This window comes from Capnocytophaga sputigena, from assembly GCF_900446695.1.
Classification (GTDB): Bacteria; Bacteroidota; Bacteroidia; order Flavobacteriales; family Flavobacteriaceae; genus Capnocytophaga; species Capnocytophaga sputigena.
In genome coordinates this window covers 213316-234463 of the sequence record NZ_UAVP01000007.1, presented here as the reverse complement: position 1 = coordinate 234463, position 21148 = coordinate 213316, and the positions used below count along the sequence as shown (strand labels likewise).

16 protein-coding genes are annotated in these 21148 nt (G+C 38.4%); 7 read left to right on the top strand and 9 right to left on the bottom strand.

All coding sequences use genetic code 11. The features are described from left to right. Positions 1–4: 4 nt before the first annotated feature. From DR017_RS04985 to DR017_RS04965, 5 genes are all read left to right on the top strand, one after another. Positions 5–568: a helix-turn-helix domain-containing protein gene (locus tag DR017_RS04985; protein ID WP_002673227.1), complete on the top strand. Its 564-nt coding sequence runs from the start codon at positions 5–7 to the stop codon at positions 566–568. A 98-nt stretch (positions 569–666) separates the two neighbouring features. Continuing rightward, positions 667–3165, top strand: a complete 2499-nt coding sequence (locus DR017_RS04980; RefSeq protein WP_002677447.1) for a heavy metal translocating P-type ATPase — start codon at positions 667–669, stop codon at positions 3163–3165. 49 nt (positions 3166–3214) lie between these two features. Then, positions 3215–4294, top strand: a complete 1080-nt coding sequence (locus DR017_RS04975) for a bifunctional 3-deoxy-7-phosphoheptulonate synthase/chorismate mutase type II (RefSeq protein WP_002677381.1) — start codon at positions 3215–3217, stop codon at positions 4292–4294. 34 nt (positions 4295–4328) lie between these two features. After that, entirely contained in the window at positions 4329–5255 is a 927-nt protein-coding gene (locus tag DR017_RS04970; RefSeq protein ID WP_002677579.1) for a Dyp-type peroxidase, read from the top strand. Between the two features lie 100 nt (positions 5256–5355). Beyond that, a complete protein-coding gene (locus tag DR017_RS04965; protein ID WP_002677433.1) occupies positions 5356–8538 on the top strand; it encodes a UvrD-helicase domain-containing protein in 3183 nt (1060 codons plus the stop codon). A gap of 55 nt (positions 8539–8593) precedes the next feature. On the opposite strand, the gene DR017_RS04960 is transcribed toward DR017_RS04965, so the two are convergent. The 7 genes from DR017_RS04960 to DR017_RS04930 form a co-directional block, all read right to left on the bottom strand. Beyond that, a complete protein-coding gene (locus DR017_RS04960) occupies positions 8594–9241 on the bottom strand; it encodes a hypothetical protein (protein ID WP_002677362.1) in 648 nt (215 codons plus the stop codon). Positions 9242–9244: 3 nt separating this feature from the next. Next, positions 9245–10075 carry an FRG domain-containing protein gene (locus tag DR017_RS04955; protein WP_002677184.1) on the bottom strand — a complete coding sequence of 277 codons (831 nt, stop codon included), beginning with the start codon at positions 10073–10075 and terminating at the stop codon, positions 9245–9247. Between the two features lie 6 nt (positions 10076–10081). After that, positions 10082–11770 (bottom strand): GTPase, encoded by a 1689-nt coding sequence (locus tag DR017_RS04950; RefSeq protein WP_002677571.1) that lies wholly within the window; start codon positions 11768–11770, stop codon positions 10082–10084. Beyond that, a complete protein-coding gene (locus DR017_RS04945; RefSeq protein WP_002677410.1) occupies positions 11770–14199 on the bottom strand; it encodes a GTPase in 2430 nt (809 codons plus the stop codon). The genes DR017_RS04950 and DR017_RS04945 overlap by 1 nt, the downstream gene beginning before the upstream one ends. A gap of 39 nt (positions 14200–14238) precedes the next feature. After that, on the bottom strand, positions 14239–14460 hold the full coding sequence (locus tag DR017_RS04940; RefSeq protein WP_002677265.1) for a DUF6140 family protein: 222 nt from the start codon (positions 14458–14460) through the stop codon (positions 14239–14241). Between the two features lie 202 nt (positions 14461–14662). Next, complete coding sequence (locus DR017_RS04935; RefSeq protein WP_040360662.1) at positions 14663–15574, bottom strand: helix-turn-helix transcriptional regulator; 912 nt, start codon at positions 15572–15574, stop codon at positions 14663–14665. A gap of 56 nt (positions 15575–15630) precedes the next feature. After that, on the bottom strand, positions 15631–16593 hold the full coding sequence (locus tag DR017_RS04930; protein ID WP_002677449.1) for an AAA family ATPase: 963 nt from the start codon (positions 16591–16593) through the stop codon (positions 15631–15633). A gap of 137 nt (positions 16594–16730) precedes the next feature. Between DR017_RS04930 and DR017_RS04925 the strand changes: the two genes are divergently transcribed. Both DR017_RS04925 and DR017_RS04920 read left to right on the top strand, forming a co-directional pair. Then, a complete protein-coding gene (locus DR017_RS04925; protein WP_002677298.1) occupies positions 16731–17777 on the top strand; it encodes a WD40/YVTN/BNR-like repeat-containing protein in 1047 nt (348 codons plus the stop codon). Further along, positions 17774–18442, top strand: coding sequence for a hypothetical protein (locus DR017_RS04920; RefSeq protein WP_040360664.1), 669 nt, complete (start codon positions 17774–17776; stop codon positions 18440–18442). The genes DR017_RS04925 and DR017_RS04920 overlap by 4 nt, the downstream gene beginning before the upstream one ends. A 6-nt stretch (positions 18443–18448) precedes the next feature. Here DR017_RS04920 and DR017_RS04915 read toward each other — a convergent pair whose 3' ends face one another. Next, the gene (locus DR017_RS04915; RefSeq protein WP_002677472.1) at positions 18449–19534 is read right to left on the bottom strand and encodes an ATP-binding protein; all 1086 of its coding nucleotides are present in this window, start codon (positions 19532–19534) and stop codon (positions 18449–18451) included. Between the two features lie 113 nt (positions 19535–19647). Beyond that, entirely contained in the window at positions 19648–21063 is a 1416-nt protein-coding gene (locus DR017_RS04910) for a Gfo/Idh/MocA family protein (RefSeq protein ID WP_040360666.1), read from the bottom strand. Positions 21064–21148: the final 85 nt, after the last annotated feature.

Genomic DNA, 21148 nt, shown 5'->3' with positions numbered 1-21148 from the left:
ATATATGACAAAGTTATTTGTAAAAAATATGGTCTGCCATCGTTGTATAATAGTACTCGATGAACAGTTAAAAGCATTAGGTTTAACACCACAAAGCATCAATTTGGGTGAAATTACTTTTACACAGGAACTTTCTTCTGATGAGATACAAGCTATCAAACAAGCTCTCTTACCCTTAGGATTTGAGGTGATGAACGATAAGAAAAGTGTTCTTATTGAAAAAATTAAATCTATCATTATCAATTTGATACATAACCAAGACAACAAACTATCGTTTAACCTTTCTGAAATACTCAGCAGTGAATTAGGTCGAGATTACGGGGCTTTATCGCGTTTGTTTTCTGAGGTAGAAGGCAGAACTATTGAAAAATTCTTTATTGCTCAAAAGATTGAGAGAGTAAAGGAACTCTTAGTATATGACGAACTGACGCTTAGTGAAATAGCTTATCAACTCAACTATTCAAGCGTAGCGCACTTAAGCAATCAGTTTAAAAAAGTTACAGGACTCACCCCTAGCTTTTTCAAGCAGATAAAAGATAACAAACGTAAGTCTTTAGATGAGGTTTAAAATCTTACAAATTAAATACAAAATTGTGTAATATCCAAGTAGATGTTTTGCTGTATCTTTGCAGCGTAAAACAAATAACTTTTTAACATTTACAATTTATGGAATACAATATAGAAGGTATGGGGTGCACAGGTTGTGCCAATACCATACAAAAAAAGCTCTCTGAAGTAGCAGGCGTAACAGCTGTTACCGTAGATTTCGCTACTAAAAAAGCTACTGTCGAAACTGATAGAGAAATCCCTTTTGAAGCTCTTGAAAAAGCCTTAGAGGGTACTCATTATAGCATTCATCAGTCTTCAAATTCTGAAGGCTCTGGTGTTTTCTATTGTCCTATGCACTGCGAAGGTGATAAAACCTACGATCACCCTGGTGATTGTCCTATATGTGGTATGGATTTAGTAGAGCAAGTAGGGGGAGCTCAACAACATCATCACCACCAAGAGTCTCCCAAAAAAGTTAAAGGCAATGGCGTTTTCTATTGCCCTATGCACTGCGAGGGCAACAAAACCTACGACCAACCTGGTGATTGCCCCGTATGTGGTATGGATTTGGTTGAACAAGTAAGCACAGAAGTAGCTTTTTCCCCTTCGGGAGAACAAGGGCAAAACAGAAAGTTACGTCGTAAGTTCTGGGGGGCTGTAGCCTTTACGCTTCCTATCTTTATCATCGCAATGATCGGAATGTGGCACAACAATCCGCTGTATGAGTTAATGCCTATAAGTGCGTGGAATTGGGTGCAGTTTGCTCTCTCCTTGCCTGTGGTGTTCTATTTCTGTTGGGTGTTTTTTGAAAGGGCTTGGCGCAGTATCCGCACCTTGCGCTTCAATATGTTTACCCTCATTGGGATAGGTGCTGGCGTAGCGTGGCTTTTCAGTGTCGTAGGTCTCTTAGCCCCCGATATCTTCCCCGAACAATTCAAAGAACACGGCTCAGTACACTTGTATTTTGAGGCAGCTACTGTTATCCTTACTTTAGTACTTTTAGGACAAGTGCTTGAAGCCGATGCGCATAGTCGTACGCAAGGGGCTATCAAAAAACTGTTGAATTTAGCCCCTAATGAGGCTACTAAAATTGTTCACGGTGAGGAAATAAGAGTCTCTATAGAAGAAGTAACCTTAGGCGATTTGCTTCGTGTAAAACCTGGTGAGAAAATCCCCGTTGATGGTGTAATTACCAAAGGCAATGCAAGCATAGATGAGAGTATGATTACGGGAGAGCCCATTCCTGCTGAAAAAGGAGTGGGCAGTAAAGTGTCGGCAGGTACGCTCAACGGTGCTCAATCATTTGTGATGAAAGCCGAAAAAGTAGGTAGTGACACCCTGCTCTCTCAAATAGTGCAATTGGTACAACAAGCCAGCAGTAGTCGCGCACCTATTCAAAACTTAGCCGATAAGATAGCCTCCTATTTTGTGCCTATTGTTATCACCATTTCGGTACTTACTTTTATAGTATGGTCTGTATTGGGTGGTGAAAACGCTTATATATATGCCTTGCTCAATGCGGTTGCTGTGCTCATTATTGCCTGCCCTTGTGCGCTGGGGTTAGCAACTCCTATGTCGGTAATGGTAGGCGTAGGTAGAGGAGCGCAACACGGTATTTTGATACGCAATGCCGAAGCCTTAGAGGTGATGAACAAAGTAAATACTTTAGTCATCGACAAAACAGGCACACTTACTGAGGGGAAACCCAGTGTGAGCGGAGTATTTACCTTTGGCAACAGAAGTGAAAAGGACTTGTTACAAGTGCTCTATAGTCTCAATCAGCACAGTGAACACCCTTTAGCAAAAGCTACCAATGCATACACTCAAGCACAAGGTGCTACTCCCCTACCCTTTACTAACTTTGAAGCCTTGGCGGGCAGAGGGGTAAAAGCCTCTTACGAAGGAAAAAATTATTTCTTTGGCAATGAACGATTGATGGAAGAAATCGGTGCTCCTTTATCCGAAGAAATACAAACTGTGGTAAAAACAGCGCAAGCAGCAGGAAAAACCGTTTCTCTTCTCGCCATAGAAAAAGAAATCATTGGGGTAGTAACCATCACCGATAGAGTAAAAACCTCTACTGTTCAAGCCTTACAAGAGTTGCAAGACTTGGGAGTAGAAATTGTAATGCTCACAGGCGATAACCCTACTACTGCCGCTGCGATAGCCAAAGAAATAGGCATCAGCAACTACAAAGCAGGTATGCTCCCTCAAAACAAACAAGCTGAAGTAGCGCGTTTGCAAGCTGAAGGAAAAATCGTAGCAATGGCAGGCGATGGTATCAACGATGCGCCTGCTTTGGCACAAGCCAACGTAGGCATCGCAATGGGTACAGGTACTGATATCGCTATCGAAAGTGCTGAAATCACCTTAGTAAAAGGTGACCTCAACGGAATTGTAAAAGCTAAAAAACTCAGCAAAGCGGTAATGAAAAACATACGCGAGAATCTATTTTTTGCTTTGGTATACAACGCTGTAGGTATCCCTGTTGCTGCAGGAGTGCTATACCCTATCTTTGGCATTTTGCTCTCCCCTATGCTAGGAGCTTTAGCAATGAGTTTTAGTTCAGTAAGTGTCATCAGCAATGCCCTACGCCTAAGAAGAACCAAACTCTGAAACCTGACCCCTGACACCTGACCCCTGACCCCTAACACCTAATAATACAATGGAAATAACAAAAGAAAACAGAAAGTGGTTAGACGACCTGCATCTCAACCACCCCGTAGTGATTGCGGGACCTTGCAGTGCCGAAACTGAAGAACAAGTGCTAAAAATAGCGCACAGCCTCAAAAATACCGATGTATCTTTCTTTCGTGCTGGAATTTGGAAACCTCGTACCCGCCCTGGTATGTTTGAAGGTGTAGGTGCTTTAGGACTCCAATGGCTACAACGCGTAAAAGAAGAAACAGGCTTAAAAACAGCGACCGAAGTAGCTAATAAAGACCACGTAAAGCTCGCTTTAGAACACGATATCGATATGTTGTGGATAGGTGCGCGCTCTACCGTGAGCCCTTTTATCATTCAAGAGATAGCCGATGAATTAGAAGGTACTGATAAGATTATCTTAGTAAAAAACCCAGTAAACCCCGACCTTCCTTTATGGATAGGAGCTTTAGAACGCCTGCAACGTGCGGGTATTAAGAATTTAGGGGTGATACACCGCGGTTTCTCTACTTACGAAAAAACCAAATACCGCAATATTCCTGAATGGCAATTGGTGATTGAACTGCAAAACAAATTCCCTAATTTGCCAATTATCTGCGACCCTTCACATATCACCGGCAAACGCGATTTGATATTCGATGTATCACAAACAGCTCTCGACCTCAATTTCGAGGGGTTGATGATTGAAACCCACTGCAATCCTGATGCCGCGTGGAGCGACGCTGCCCAGCAAGTCACCCCCGAGCGCCTTGTTGAAATAATGAACGATTTGCGTATTCGAAAAACATCTACCTCAGAAGAAGATTATGTAAGCCAGCTAGGAAATTTGCGCTCACGCATCGATATTATTGATGAGCAGTTATTGGATTTACTCAAAAAACGTATGGATATCGCCGATGAGATTGGCGGTTTGAAAAAAACAAACAACGTAGCCATTTTGCAAAACACCCGTTGGCACGAAATCCTTGGCAAAATGATTTTAGAAGGCGAACAACGCAATCTCAGTGAAGAGTTTGTTATTCAGGTATTTAAAGCCATTCACCAAGAGTCTATCAATCGTCAAGAAAGAGTCGTGAGATAATTTACCGATTTGCTAACAACTAAAAATAAAAATAATGAATTATCAAAATGTAACTGATTTGCCTAATAACAATACTGTATTTTTGGTATGGGCATTTAAGAAGAGTATAACGAAAAAACTACTAAACAGCACTTTTGAAAAAGTATGTGGGTTGGTAGGCAACCTCAACAACTCAGTAGCCGACCGCTTTCCTGAAGGTCGCGCTAGTGTAACCATAGGCATTAGCCACAGCGCGTGGCTTGCTTTGGGGCTATCCAAACCGCTCCCCAAAGAACTCAAAGATTTTCAGCCTATCAAGGGGAGTAAACACACGGCTGTAGCCACCAAAGGTGACTTGCATTTTCATATCCGCGCACACAACCAAAGTTTGGCTTACGATATGGCAGCTGCCATTAGTGAGGTAATGCAACCCATTGCCAACTGTATTGTAAACGTACAAGGTTTTAGATATTGGGACAGACGCGCTATCATTGGTTTTGTAGATGGTACCGAAAACCCTCGTGGCGCAGAACGCGAACAGTTTGCGGTAGTAGGTGATGAAGACCCCGATTACCAAGGAGGAAGTTACCTATTCGTACAAAAATACGTGCACGATATGAACGCTTGGCGTGCGCTCCCCGTTAGCGAACAAGAAAAAGTAATAGGGCGTAGCAAAGAAATGGATATAGAAATGGACGAGGATACCAAACCATCGAACGCGCACTCGGCACTTGCCAATGTAGGCGATGATTTGAAAGTAGTGAGAGACAATATGCCTTTCCACGACCCCATAAGTCACCAAATGGGTACTTACTTCATCTGTTATGCCAATACGTTTAGTACAGTAGAAAAGATGCTTACCAATATGTTTATAGGCAATCCCGCTGGCAATTACGACCGCCTATTAGATTTCAGCACAGCCGAAACAGGAACACTTTTCTTTGTACCATCTTTGGATATGTTAGATGAATTTGCAGGATAAAAGATTACTACACTTTACCAAAGTTTCACACTTTGGCAAAGTTGATTAACCTGATTGTTAAAACCTTATATTGAAGTTAGAAAAAAGCACGTGAAATAGTATGAGTCCATCAGCAAATTATACTATATACAACGCCTCGGCAGGCTCTGGAAAAACCTATAGCCTCGTAAAGGCTTACTTGCAAATTATCCTCGGCAGCAAATACCCCGATTTGTTTAGGCAATTGCTCGCCATTACTTTCACCAATAAGGCGGTCTTTGAAATGAAGAACCGCATTATTGAGCTTTTAGGCGTATTTAGTGAGGACAAAATGCTCACCAATCCTCACCCTATGTTTAGCGAGTTAGCAAAGGATTTGAAGCTCCCCGATGAGGAACTGAGAATGCGTTCAGCTAAAACTTTGGAGCATATACTGCACAACTACGCAGCCTTTAATATCAGCACCATTGATGGCTTCAACCACCAACTGATACGCCGCTTTTCACACGATTTGCACCTCAATCCTTTCTTTGAAGTGCAATTGGATAGCAAGGCTTTACTGGAGCGTGCGGTAGATAATTTGATGAGTAAAGCAGGGAATGATACTGAACTCACCCAACTACTCATCGATTTTGCCAACGAAAAAATAGACGACGACAAAAGTTGGGACACTACTAAAGAACTGCTTGACGTAGCCGAAATGCTTACTAACGAAAACTATTATGAGCCTTTACAATTGCTGAAAGACAAGGAAATATCTGATTTTAAAGCCCTCAAAAACACCCTACTCAACCAGCGCAACAATGCCCTAAAAACGATTAAAACTTCCGCCGATGACTTTATGCAACTGATGCGCGACCACAGTTTAGACAGAGGTGCTTTTAACAGAGGTTATTTATACGATTTCTTCGATAAACTCACCGTCAACAACCCTAAGGAACCTTCGTGGGGCGTTGGTTGGCAAAACAATCTATTACAAGGCGAACCGCTTTATGCTAATTCAGCAGCTAAGAAGTACGACACTGCCCTTATCGACAGTTTGCAAGAGGTGGTTGCCAACCTGTTTTTGGCTATCAAAGAGGCTTTTGGCACCCTTGCCTTTGCAAACAACGCGTTGAGATATGTTGTGCCTTTGGCTTTGCTCAACCGCATACAAAAAGAAATAGAAAACATTAAAGAAGAAGAAAACATCTTGCCTATATGGGAGTTCAACGGAGTAATTTCTTCAGAGCTCAGCAACCAGCCTGTACCTTTTATCTACGAGCGTATTGGCGAGAAATTCCGTCATTATTTCATCGATGAGTTTCAAGATACCTCAGTGCTGCAATGGCAGAACTTTATACCACTTATCCTCAATGCAGTACAAAGTGAGGTAAACAAACAACGCGGGTCGGTATTGCTTGTGGGCGATGCCAAACAATCGATTTACCGTTGGCGAGGAGGCAAGGCTGAACAATTTATGAGTCTGTATAACAATGAAATAAACCCTTTCCTCATCAAAGGAGAAGTAAAAGACCTCAACAAAAACTTCCGAAGTTTAGAAGCTATTATCGATTTCAACAACCTTTTTTTCAACTTTGCAGCAGACCTTTTTCAAAGTGAGACTTACAAAAACCTTTATAAAAACGCTGCACAAGAATATCCCAAAAACAAAAAAGAACAATCCTTACCCAAAGGCTATTTCAATCTCTCGTTTATCACTACAGAAGAAGAGGATATGTTTACGGAAGAGAATAACAACAGCAATGCCGTTATACTTTCACCGCGCGAACGCAGCTATTGTGAAGCCATTTTAGAAAAAATAGAACACGCTAACCGTGCAGGGGCTGCCGATAAGGATATTACTATATTGGTGCGCACTAACCGCGAAGGAGCTGCCGTTGCCTCTTTCCTCTCAGAACACCAAAGAAATGTGATTTCTCCCGATTCGCTATTGCTGAAAAACGTCGCTTCAGTACAGTTTCTCGTTACCTTGTTGCGTTTGCTATACCACCCCGAAAGTGAAGAACTCAAACTGCAATTACTCTTTGATTATCTGCGTTTTAAATCGACTAAAGACCCTCACCTATTCCTCAGCAAATATGTAGAGGAGCCCGTAAATACTTTCCTTGCCGATTTTCAGTTTTCTATAGAGCTGTTCAACCAATATTCTCTGTATGAAGCAGTCGCTTTAGCGGTAAATTGCTTTGATCTCGCCCGTCCTTCCGATGCTTATCTCACTCATTTTATGGATATTGTATTCGATTTCAAGAATGCACGCAAAGGAGGTTTAGCCGATTTTTTAGAGTTCTGGGACGACCAGCAAGAAAAACTCAGTATCAGTTCGCCCGAAGGGTTAAACGCTATTACGGTAATGACAGTGCATAAGAGCAAAGGTCTTTCTGCCCCCGTGATTATCTACGCTTTCGCCGATAGCAAACTCATCGACACTCACACCGAAAAACTTTGGTTTCCCGTAGACCACGAGCAATTTAACGGCTTTGACTATCTGCTGGTAAACAGCAATAAAAGTTTAGTGAACTACGACCCGCAAGCCGAGCTACTGATGACTCAACTACACGAACAAAACCTCCTCGACCAGCTAAATGTGCTATATGTAGCGATGACGCGCCCCGAATCGTTCCTTTATGTAATCACCTCACTCCCCAAAGGCAGTGCTGGAACGTATGGCACGCTCTTTAAAGAGTTTTTAGAAAAAAACGAACAGTGGAATGAGAATGTAGTGGAATATACCTTTGGGAACCCTGTATTTCCTGAGAAGAAAGAGAAAGCAGCAGCTGAAGAATCACCTATTCCTTTTCAAAAAGGTTGGCAACAACCGAACTACAAGATTGCGACGGGAGCTTCCCTGCTATGGGACACTCACCAACAAGAAGCCTTGGAGCGCGGTAACCTGATTCACGAATTATTCTCAAAAATCACTTACGCCACCGACCTCGACACTGTACTCAACGATGCGCTACAAGAGGGTACACTCACTGCCGAACAATACGAGCTATTGCAACCCCAAATGGCGCGATTGCTCAGAGACAGCACTTTAGCACCCTTCTTTAGTGAGGACTACGAATACTTTATGGAACGTGAGTTTATAGATGCTAATGGCAACTATTTCCGTCCCGACCGACTTGCCTACAACCCCACCACTCGCGAAGTCTATATCATAGATTACAAAACCGGACACCCCAACGACCAATACCGCACCCAACTACAACATTACCAACAAAACCTAACAGCCATAGGATGGCAAGTAAAAGGAAAATACTTAGTGTATTTGGATTTAGGGGAAGTGGTAAGTGAAAAATAAAAAACCTTTGTCAAAGTTCGAGGACTTTAACAAAGGTTTTATTACTTGTTACCTATTATCTCTTACCTAATAAAATTCTTACCAACTCTTCTTTCCCGCTACGCCCTTCATATTGTGTAATAGAACGATTCCACCACGCACTATTGGGGTGAGGTACACTCTTGGTTTTGCTAAGTAAGGCAGTAGCCCCTTCTGCTTGTGCCACCCGCACAAACGACTCGTAGGCTTTTTTACTCACGAAAACAATAAGGGCAGGCTGTAGCTGTTTTTCTAAGGCTACCAACTGCTGAAAGCTACACACTTCTTCCTCCCAGCCGTTTATAATAATACTCTCACCACATACCTCAGCCGGACGCAAAAAGTAATTGCCAAAAGCTATGTACTCCAACGCCTGTGGATAATCTCCTTTGGCAAACACCTCTCCATAGATCTTACCTATATTACGGTAGATATTATGAGCAGGGTTTTTATAGTTACTTTCTATCACATCGTGGCGTATGATAGCCGCCGTATTGAGCCACGCCAGCGCCTCTGCACTAAAACGATAGCTCACCGTACTACGTTCATACCATTCCTGCCCTACCTTATGATTATAAACAGCAGGCAAATAATGACTCTCTCCTAAGAAAAGTACTTTTAAGGGTGCTTTAGGGTAAAGTTTCCCGATAAATGGAGTAAGTTCAGGGTGTAAGTTATAAATCATTTTTTAAAGATTAAAAAGCCCCCCTCTTCTCTCCATTTGAGTTTGCATTCCTAAAAAATCAGGGTAAATAGAGTAGGAGTTAATATACAATTTATTTAAAGAATCTAATAATTCTTTTTTTGCCGTTTTTTCTATTACAATCCTAAAAGAGTATTCTTTAAACTCACTTAAATCATCTAAAGGAGTCTTAACCTCCCCTTGTATGGTAAAAACCCCTCTTTGATGTAAAATCCTACTATTTGTGTAGTTAGAAACAAAAGAAACCGGTTTTTCTATATTATGTTTTTCTAATAAATTGTATCTATACTCATATTCAATAAACTCTTTTATATAGTTAAAATCATTTGTAGAAGAAAGTAAAGCTCTTGAATGTATATAGATGTCGTGTATTCTAGGATGAGCCCCATAATCAATTATTTTTCCATTATATAGCCAAGGGTTAAAAACAATAACTTGTGCATCTACTTCCTCATCTTCTTTTTCGACAGCAAAATACAATGCATTCAAAGGAGAGACTGTCCAATCTAACAAACGAGTTGCTACACCATAGTGTTGCATATCTGTTAAGATTGTCACCCTATCTTTTTCAAAATCATAACTTAAATCGTGCTGAGGACTATAATGAACAAAATCGTTCAGTAAAGATTTCTCATTCCAGTTAAAACCTTTTTTTGTAGGTCTAAATACTGTTGGTAGCAATTTGTACTTTTCTGCATTTGAATGCCCTCTAAAGAATAAATGTCTATTTTTATTACAATTAGAACTGTAATTGTAAATTTTTAAAACAACATTTAAATATTCTTCAAGTGTTTTAATTCGAAGTTCTCTTTCCATATATTTTCAATTTTCAATAATTTCAATAAAATCAATATATTCACTATCTAATTTACTGATAGCTTCTTTTAATTTTTCATTGGTGTTTGACAGATTTACTATTTCTATCTTTTGGGTGTTTAAGTCTTCTAACTTTTGCTCGTAACTATTTCTAATGTAATCACTAAACATAGTCTCAAGTTCTTTTACTATTCCCGAAACAAAATCTCTTACACTTGCAAAAAACTGAGCTTTTGCTGCTACTATTTCTTTAATACGGTTTTCTTCTTTCTCCTCTTGAACAACATCTATTACTATACCTAAGCCAGCCAAGGCTGTTCCTGCAAATTTAGCTACTTTACTTATATTTCCTGCTATTTTAATAGCTCCCCAGGGTTTAAAATTATGTCCAAAAAATTTCCCTACAGAAAGAACCGCTCGATGTAAATTACTACCACTTACAGCTTTCAATCCATTTAAAGAAGCGTTCTTTATAGCCATATTTGCTATATTTCCAGTCCCTTTTTGCAAAAAACCTAAAATATCTCGTTGTTTTTCTAAACTAACCCGTTGTGTAGCTGATAGATTGATATTACTCTGCAATTTTTTTTCAATTGATTCTTGGTAAGCCACCACAGCATCTTTCTTGCTAAATTCCTCTATTTCTGTTATTAATTCCTCATTTTCTTGTTCTATTTGACTTTCTATAATATCTTTTGTTTCTTCTACTCTGTTCTTTACATATTGGTTATATTCATCTTGTGCTCTTTCAAAATCTTCTTTAGAGCATTCCCCTATCATATTACCTACCTCATATCCCTTGTTTTTTAACTCTTGTTCCAATTTGGATATTTCGAGCCTTACTACTCGTTCTATATCTCTTTTACTACCCTTAATTTTTTTAATTCCTTGTTCTAAAAGCACTTGCAAATTAGGATCCACTTCAGACATAGCTATATCTGAAACACTTCCCTTTAGCAAACGTATAGGAGTATCAAACTGTTTTTTTATAAGGCCTTTTCTATTTACGAAGTCGTTTAACGTGCTAATAAATTTATTGAAATTACTTAATTGAATAAATTCATCATCATTATCTTCTACTCCTTCTATATAGTCTGCAGCATCTATAAAGACTACTTCAAAGTCAAAATCATACCCCCTTTCTGCAAAAATTGATTTTATTGAAGTAGTATAATTTTTTTGTAACTCTTCAAATTCTCCAGCCTCCATTGACATTTTATTTACTGCAATAAGCATTTTATCTTTCAATGCTTGGTTGTAGGCTATATCAATAAAATTTTCAAAAATTATATCATCAAACAATTGGCTGGTAATTACATAAACAATAAGGTCACTTTTTTTCAACGCTTCCTTTGTGTGTTCATCGTGTCTTTCTACTTTCCCTGCTAAAATACCGGGTGTATCAAGTAACACAATATTATTCCAACGGTATTTAGATACTTTATCGGTTGCTACATTCGCATCAATTTTAATATCTTTGTTTCCTGTAATTGCCGAAATAATAGTAGACTTACCAGAACTATATTGTCCTACAAAAGCAACTGTTAAGTCTGTCCTATTTTTCAAGGCTTCCAACTCAGCTTTTAATTTTTTCTGTAACTCTATATTATTAGTTTTTTCTAAAAGCTCATACGTTTTATTAATAAGTGTTTGCAACTTATTACTTAGTTCTGCTATTTTTAAATTAGTATTCATTATTTTATAAATTTAATGTTTGTTTGTATTATTTCTTGTATTTCTTTTTCTTCTTTTGGTGATATATTGAAATCTGTTTTCACATTCAAATAAGAATTTTTATAACTCCTGTCTATTTGAGTAGATTCTAATTTTTTGCTTATATACTCTTGTAGAACATTTCCATTAACATCTATTTTCACCTTTCCTAAGTGCTCAAAAATTCTATAAACAAAAACCTTATTTAATATTTCCTGAACAACAGAAGACTCTTGTTCAATTTCTTCAAGAATACTCTTAATTTGAAGAAGGCTATTAATTATATAGTCTAATTTTTGATTTAGCGTTCCTTGAACTTTTGAAATATTTTCAACAAAATTATCTCTAACATTTTGTTTTATTTCCTTTTCTTGTTTTTGTAACTGAGGAAGTATACCTTTTATAACTTTCTCTTTAGCTTCCTTAACTCTATCCTCTTTACTTTTAAAAAGCAAATTTCCCAATAAAGCAAGCCCTGCCCAAACTCCCAAAACCCATCCTGCAGGATTCCAAAAGTTTGCAACTGCAAAAGTAGCTAATCCCAAAGTATAATTATACCAAAAACGATAATTAGTAGTATCTCCTGTTTTGAAATTATTTACATAGGAATACTGCAATTCCATTTGTAAATCATCAAAGAATTCTTCTATTTTGCTTTTTATGTTTTTTGAAAAGTTCATTATCTCATCTTCTATCTCTATTTTTAAAGACTTAAAATAGCCTTTTCTTTCAACAAATATTTCCCAATCTTTCCCTATTTCCTTACTTTCATAATGATCATTAGCAAAATTTGAAGATAAATCCCCTCGCATTAAAACAAATGTATTCGATATAGCACTATTTATGTTCAACAAAGCTTTTTGTTTTTCTTTATCTATATCCTTATTAAGCTCTCTTTTCTTATTTTTTATTGAATTGTATAACTTTTCTGCCTTTTTTCTCTCTTGTTCAATAGAATCTTTAGTGTTCGTAACGTAATAGTTAAATCCATCTATAATATTTTGACTCTTCTTTAAGTTACCACTCCTAAAAATAGATTGTTTAATTTTTTTTGTATATTCTTCTAAGTTAGAACCTTTTGCAAGGGCTTCAATTTCTTTTTTTGGTAACTCATTTATTTTTTGATTAGCAAGAAGAGCTGCTAAAAGCTGTATAGGAATAATTTCTACCAAGTCAGGATTATAATTATTTTTAGCAATCATTTCCCTAATTCTATCAATATGACCTTGTATATTTTTATCCCCTTTATCCTCCTTCCATTGTAAAGGATTCTTTATAAAGCGGCGTAATCTTGCACTATTTTCTAAGTTTTCTTTAATATTAAGTATAATAAACATCGGCTTATTCCTATCTTTTAATTCCGATAGAAAATTAAACTCTGTTTCTTGAATAGCGTCATTTGTTACAATGTAACATATTAAATCAGCTTCATCAACAATACTCCTCGCTGTTTCTGTATCAGCTTTTCCTCCTGGAGCTCCAATACCAGGTGTATCTACAATACGAATATTCTCCCAGTTGAAAACACGATTAAATCTTGTAGTTCTTAATTTTCCAACCCCTATATCATCTGTTTCTTCTCCTGTAATTACTTTATGAAAAGTACTTTTCCCTGCTTTTGTACGTCCCATAAATGCTATGGTAAAATAATCAATAGTCTTTTTTTTCTTTTTGAGAACCTCTAAGTTATTGGAAAACTCATTTATAAAGCCATTTTTTATTTTATCCTCTAACTCTTGTACAAAAGATAAAATTTCTTCAGATTCTTTATCTTCTCTTTTATTTTTCTCAATTTTTTTTGCAGCATTTTCAATGTTTTCTATCTTTTCAGAAAGTTTTTTATTGAGTAACTCTATATTATTACTTGTTATATTTAAATCTTCCTTAGCTCTTACCCCTATTTCACGAACCTTATTAACAAATTCTTTTCCATTGAGCAAAGTGTCTTCAAAAAAATCATTTTTTGTAATAGAATATAGTCCTTTACTAATGTTTTCTTTTACATTTTGCCAAAATGTTTGTTGTTTTTCAACATACTTATTAGATGACTCTTCTATTTCGTTACATATAACTTGAGCTTCTGCAGCAGAAAAATTTATTTGCTTAATAATGTTATCTATAAATTTTCTTTCATTCTGATGAAAAAAATTATCTGCATAAGCTATTTGATATAGTACCATAACTAATTTTCTCTTTTCATCAGAAGAAGCTCTGTTTTTAAAGAGAGTTATAAGCTCATTTAAAGATTTTTTATCTTCTTCATCTGAAAGAATTTTGTTATGCTCTATTTTAACTTGCTCGCTAATTGAAAAACTCTTTTTTTGTATCTCTATTTCATTAGAGTGAATTTCATAGTCTGAAACTATCAGATATGAAGCTATAAGAAAAGAAATATCGTCTATCGTATTCATAAATATATTCTTTAGTAAAGTTTATTATTTTTTACTTTCTCACCCAATTTTTTCCACTTTCAAAGCTGTTCTTAAGATGCCATAACTTTTGCTTACATCTATGCCGTAGATGCGTTGGAAAGCGGCTATTACCTCACGACCACCATTTACTGAGACGGGGTTGGTGGTAGTTTGGGTAGGTATGTCTACTGACATTCCTGGTTCTAAGCGTATGCCATTGCTGGCTACGGTACGGGTTACGGTTACTCGATATAATGGCATAAGGTTTAATGTTTAAAGGTTAATAATGCATTTTTCTTTGGGTACAAAATTACACCCTCTCTCTGCCAAAAAGCAGCACTGTAAAAATTTTCTTCTTTTTCAGGCGACAAATGTAAAAAATATTCTTTAACAATTCCTAATAAAATCTTAATTTTAACATTTTAAGCATTTTGCCAATTTGTCATTCGTATTTTGTATTTCGTCATTCGTAATTATCCAATGCTTGTTTGAGTCGCATCACAATATGTTCGCGATACCACTGTGGTTCAATTACTTGTACGCGGTTGCCCAACGATAGTAACTTTTGGTCAAAATCGTAGGAGGGAGTAAGATGTAGGCGTATTACGAGCTCTTCAGCATTGTCAGTAAGGATTTCTTGGGAGGGGTGCAAAGGGCGTACTTTGGCATAATTACCTTGATGACAGTCAAAACGGAGAATAATATCTTCAGGTGGGTCGGGTAAGGCTATCACTCCATAGGCATTGCGAAAATGTTCCTCTACATTAAAAGGTGTAGGTGTGAATGTTTCTTTGAGAATATCAAGGTCGGTAATGCGGTCGAGTGCAAAAACACTTATAGAGGGTAAGTCGTTATTAGGCGCAGTATCACAAGCGAGGAGATACCAATGGTAATCAAACTCTTTGAGAGCGTAGGGTTGTACTGTATGAGACAAATAGGTATCTTCGCGAAATTTGTGATAGGTAAATTGTAGCAGTTGGTGATTATCAATAGCGTAGATAAGTCCGTAGAGCCAATTGAGTCCGCGTGTGGGACGTTTTTCAAAGTGTATAAAATGTTTTTGATACGGATTTTGGCGAAGCGCTTCTTGTAGCCAGTCGTTTTCTATCTGGAAGTTCTGTTCCTCGCTAAGCTCGCTCCAATTGATGGTATAGATATTGCTAGAACGAGTGTAGTTAAGCTGTATATCACGTTCAGTGAGAAGGTCGCATTTGTCGCGTTCAAAGGTGCGTTCCTTATAATTGTAAGGAATATCCTTATCCTCGAAACGGCGTTCGATATAATCTTTGATATCAGCGAAAGAAGCTCCACTATCGCCTCTGTTTTTTAAGAGCTCCAATAGGAATTGAAAACGGAGATTTTTATAATTTGCCATAATATTAATAGGGTGCAAGCCACGCAAGTAGTTAATAAATTAGTAATAAAAATGTTTTACAATGCTTTTTGAAATTCGGTTTGGTATTTATTGAAAATTTGAAAATAACGTTTCATATTCTCAAGTTCCCACCATTTAGATAAACTTACAGGGCGGGTATCAAGATTGTATATTTTTGCATTAGGAATAGAAAGCAAAAAGGGTGAATGTGTTGCAATAATAAACTGCGTATTAAAAGCTCGTGCTGAAAGCTCAATGAACTCTACTAATTTGAGTTGCGTTTCGCACGACATACTGTTCTCAGGTTCGTCTAATAAGTATAGACCTGGATTGGAAATCTGCTCCATAAGGTACATCAGTCCTGTTTCGCCATTAGAAAATGAAGGTCCTATATCCCCTATCGTTTTTTTGATGTATTGGGTATAGCTACTTTTTCGCATACTGAGAAAATCATTAAAACGTTCTATACTTGTCTCATCCTCCAAATTGATAGACTTAGGTACTATTCCTGCTGCTGCTCTCTTCTCTTCAATAATCATCTCGCTCTTAAAGCGTTTTTGGTCATCTCTAAGGCGTTTGTCTATCATTTTTTTAAACACATCATCGCTAGTAATCATCTTGCTAATTTCTAAAATATCGTACTTGTAATTAGTCTTATTCACAAGATCTAAATCTTTATTTGTATAGTGAAAATTGCTCTTAAAAGAACACATTTTTACGTATTTTTCCATTAAATAAGACGAATTGTAAGGAGCTTCTCTCGAAATATGCAATTTGTTTGAAATTACATTTAAAATAGTAGATTTACCCGAACCATTACCTCCATAAAGGATAGTAATAGGCTCAAAATCTAAACAACTAAGATGATGGGCTAAAAGGCTAAAAGGATAAACATTTTGAGCAATGTAATTAAGCGCTGGCTTTATAGGACGCTTACATTTTTTATTATAGAAAAACTTTTGTAGTTCATCTTCCTCTTCTTTTACCGAAGGAAAATAAAAAGATTCTAAGTATACCATTTTTTATTAGTTTTTTAGTTTCACGGGGCAAAGATAAGGCACTACTCTGACAAATCGTGTCAGTGATAAAAAAAATACATCCTTCCTTGGTTATTCCAACCAAAAACATTATCTTTGCCTTTGTTTATCACTGAGATATGAAACATATTGCTATTATTTTTATATTGCTTTGCCTTGTGGCGTGTAAGCACTCCAATCCTTATAAGGACACTACTATCGAATTGGTAGAAGTAAAGTCTTTTCCATTGGAGAAAATAAGCGTGCGTGCAATGGTACTCTTAGAGAAAAACGTGGCTTTTGCAGGCTCCGATGCTACCTTTGGTTTTATCAACACTCAAAACCAAACTATTGCGACTTCTAACTTGAAGAATCGTGGGGTGATTTCCGATTTTCGTGCGGTGGCAGCTACGAGTCAGAACTTTTTTATGCTCTCTATCGGCAACCCCGCATTGCTTTACAAAGCTGAACAAAGTGGTATGGAAGAAGTATATCGAGAGGAACATCCTGAGGTATTCTACGATGTATTGCGCTTTACGGACGACCAATTTGGCATCGCTATAGGCGACCCTATCGACAATTGCCTATCGGTAGTAACAACGCTCAATGGTGGACAACAATGGACGAAACTCACATGGTCACAATCGCCGAAACTCGAAGAGGGTGAAAGTGTATTCGCCGCTAGCAACTCGGCTTTGGCGCACTATGGCAACAAACTATGGGTAGTAACAGGCGGCAGTAAGAGCAGGGTGTTGTTCTCGGACAACAAGGGCTATAAATGGCAAGACCTCGCTACCCTACCTCTCGCTCAAGGTTCGGCTACTCAAGGGGCTTTCACTATAGCTTTCTACAACGACCAGCAGGGCATCGTTCTCGGCGGTGATTATGAACAACCTACAGAGCGCAAAGGCTCTGGCGCACTCACTTTCGATGGGGGTAAAACTTGGCAGCCTATCGCAACCGACAAGGCTATTGGTTATGCGAGCTGCGTGCAATACATCCCTAATAGTGAGGGAAATGCTTTAGTGGCAACTTCGCCTAATGGTCTTTTCTTCTCTAACGACCAAGGCAAGAGCTGGCAACAACTTTCGGATAAATCCTATCACGCACTCCTTTTTGTTGATGAACAAACTATGGTGGCTTCGGGCAATGAGAAAATCACCCTTTTTAGAGTTGTAAAGAAATGATGGTAAGTGAGGTAACAGCTTTGCGAAAGGCAGGTGAATTGGATGAAGCATTGCGTATCGCTCTCGAGGAATTTAAGGAAAACGATAGCAGTATCAACAAATATTCGTTGGGCTGGGTGTATTACGATTTTTGCAAGAAGGCAATAGCCGAAAACGACTTAGATGTTTTCCTGCAATATGTACAAGCTCTCAAAGACCTGCATTTCAGTACTGAAGAAGTACTCATCACCGACCAACTGCTTTGGCAATATGTAAAGCTCTTTGCTCAATTGCGCAAAACGGAAAGAACAGCACTTATTGATGTGCTGTATGAGAGTTTGAAAGGTATGTATTTCACAATGCCTTCTGAAGGGTTTTCTGCCTTAATAGAACAGTTGCACAAAGCTTATAAAGACCGTGATGAATATTTGGAAGTAATTACTGATGTAATGCCTTTTCTGCGCACTGAAGATTTTGCACCTAAATCATACCAAGGTACACTTATAACGCCTTTGGCAGAACAAATTTACCGAACTTATAGCAAACATATATTAAAAAGTGGCGATAAAGAAATTATCGCCACCTTTATACCTATCTTACATCAGTGGATGCAGGCACATCCTGAATACAATTCACTTATTTATTACTATGTGGAAATGTGCAATTTTGCGAATATACCAATGTAATAATTATCAGTTGTTCATTGCGGAACATTGGTTGTAGAGTTCACGCCACGATGCTCCGCGTTTCTTCATTACATTTTCAAGGTATTCCTTCCACACCATTTTATCTTTATCTTCATCTTTCACTACAGCGCCTTGCAATCCCGATGCTAAATCTTCATCGGTAACAGTGCCGTTGCCAAAACTGCCTGCTAATGCCATACTATTGGTGATAAGCGAAATAGCTTCAGCGGTAGAAATAACTCCGCTAGGCGATTTGAGTTTTTGTTTTTCGTCTAAAGTAGCTCCTTTGCGCAATTCGCGGAAAATAGTTACAATCTTCTCTATAGCTTCATTGCTTGGCAAGGCGGCTTTGAGTTTGTAGTTGTTAGAAATTTCGGCTACGCGCTTGGTTACGATAGACACTTCGGTTTCTAAAGTAGCAGGAGCAGGTAGCACGATAATATTGAAACGTCTTTTAAGTGCTGATGACATTTCGTTCACACCACGGTCGCGAGTATTAGCTGTCGCAATAATAGAGAAACCACGCTGAGCTGGCAATTCTTCACTGAGTTCAGGAATAGCTATATTCTTTTCTGATAGAATAGAAATCAATGCATCTTGTACTTCGGAAGCACAACGCGAAATCTCCTCAAAACGAGCGACAGTTCCTGTTTCCATCGCGCGATAAATAGGTGATTTGAGTAAGGCTTCGTGCGATGGACCGTTAGCCAAAAGCATTGCATAGTTCCACGAATAGCGTATATGTTCTTCACTGGTACCCGCAGTTCCTTGAATCACTTTGCCTGAGTCGCCACAAATGGCAGCTGTAAGATTTTCGGAAAGCCACGACTTGGCAGTTCCTGGCTCACCTATGAGCAACAGAGAGCGGTCGGTAAGGAGTGTAGCAATAGCAATTTCCACCAAACGATTATGACCGATGTACTTAGGAGTAATTTCCACCCCGCAGGCAGTACCACCAGTTACAAATTTCAACACAGCTTTAGGCGACAATTGCCAGCCTATGGGCTTTTCTTGTTTTTTATCCTCTTCTTTTAAAGCCTCTAATTCCTTAGCGTAGAGTTGTTCCGCAGGAAGGCGTAATACATTTGACATAAGCTCTATAATCCTCCCCACCTCCTCCCAAGGAGGGGAGAATGCAATATAAATAGTTAAAAAAATATATTATCCTACCCCCTCCCCTTGGGGGAGGGAAAGGGGAGGGGATACTAATTAACAAACGCGTGTTTATAGCCTTTTTGTTTATTCCAAGCACCACGAGTGAAATCAGGGATTTCTACTGGAGCACTGCCATTTTCGAGTGACAGTTTAGAAAGAGGTGCTAAGCAGCACCATTCGGCTAAATCGTATACGTCCATATCTAAAGGCAAACCATTGCGCAAACAGTAGATAAGACGGTAATCCATAATGAAATCCATGCCGCCATGTCCGCCTACTTTTTTAGCTTGTTCTTCCAAATCTTTCAATATGCGTGGTTTGTATTTTTCCATCAACGCTTTTTTAGCATCTTCAGGCATAAAGTTGTGAGCCGATAGATTTTCGTGATTAGGAACTTCAGCTTTTGCCACACTTTCGGGCTGTAACAAATAGCCTTCCATAGGGTATTTATTAGCGAAACCTTTAGTACCAGTAAGTTGATACATACGTGAATATGGGCGTGGGGTTACTACATCGTGCTGAATTTGAATAGTTTTACCTTGTTCAGTTTTAATCATTGTAATGGTAAGGTCGCCATTTTGAAAATCAGCAGCGTCTTTACCTGTTACTTTTTGGTATACTTCCTTACCTCTAAAAGGTTTAGTATCTACCGAAACCAAGTAGTTCATCTTGTCACCTCGGTGGATATTTAATGCCTGACAAACAGGACCTATACCGTGTGTAGGGTATACATCACCACGGTGTTTATGGTTATAATCAAGACGCCAATTATTCCAATATTCTGTCCAAAACTCATCGAGATTGTGGATATAAGAGCCTTCACCGTGAATCACCTCCCCTAAGAGTCCTTGTTGTACCATATTAAGAGTTGTAATCTCAAAGTAATCGTACACACAATTTTCGAGCATCATACAGTGGCGGCGTGTTTTTTCACTTGTATCAATAAGCGCCCAAATCTCATCCATATCAAGCGCTGCAGGTACTTCTATAGCCACGTGTTTGCCGTGTTGCATTGCGTAGAGTGCCATTGGGGTGTGGTGCTTCCAGTCGGTTACTATATAAACAAGATCAACATCAGGGCGTTCACAAAGGGCTTTCCAAGCATCTTCACTGCCAGTGTATTGCGGCACACGTGGGCGACCTGCTTTTTCAATTACTTGTTGAGATTTTTCCACCATTTCAGGGCGAATATCACAAATAGCGGTAATTTTAGCGCCCTCAATGTGCATATAGCGCTCCACGGCACTATAACCGCGCATTCCAAGACCGATAATCCCCACACGTACGGTGTCTAACTTATCGGTTACAAGGTTCAACACATCAGTTTGACCTTGCGTGCGCTGAGGTGTTTCTACCTTGATAGGCGTATTAGAATTTTCAGATTTAGGGTTGGTTTGAGGTTGATTGCAAGCGGTAAAACCTGCTGATAGAAAAATGCTGAGGAGCATCGAATACAATTTTTTCATAAAAGTTAAAGGTTAAAAGTGATAAGTTAAAATTTTACAATGGGCAAAGGTATAAATAATTTGTTAATTAGCAAATTAGAGAATT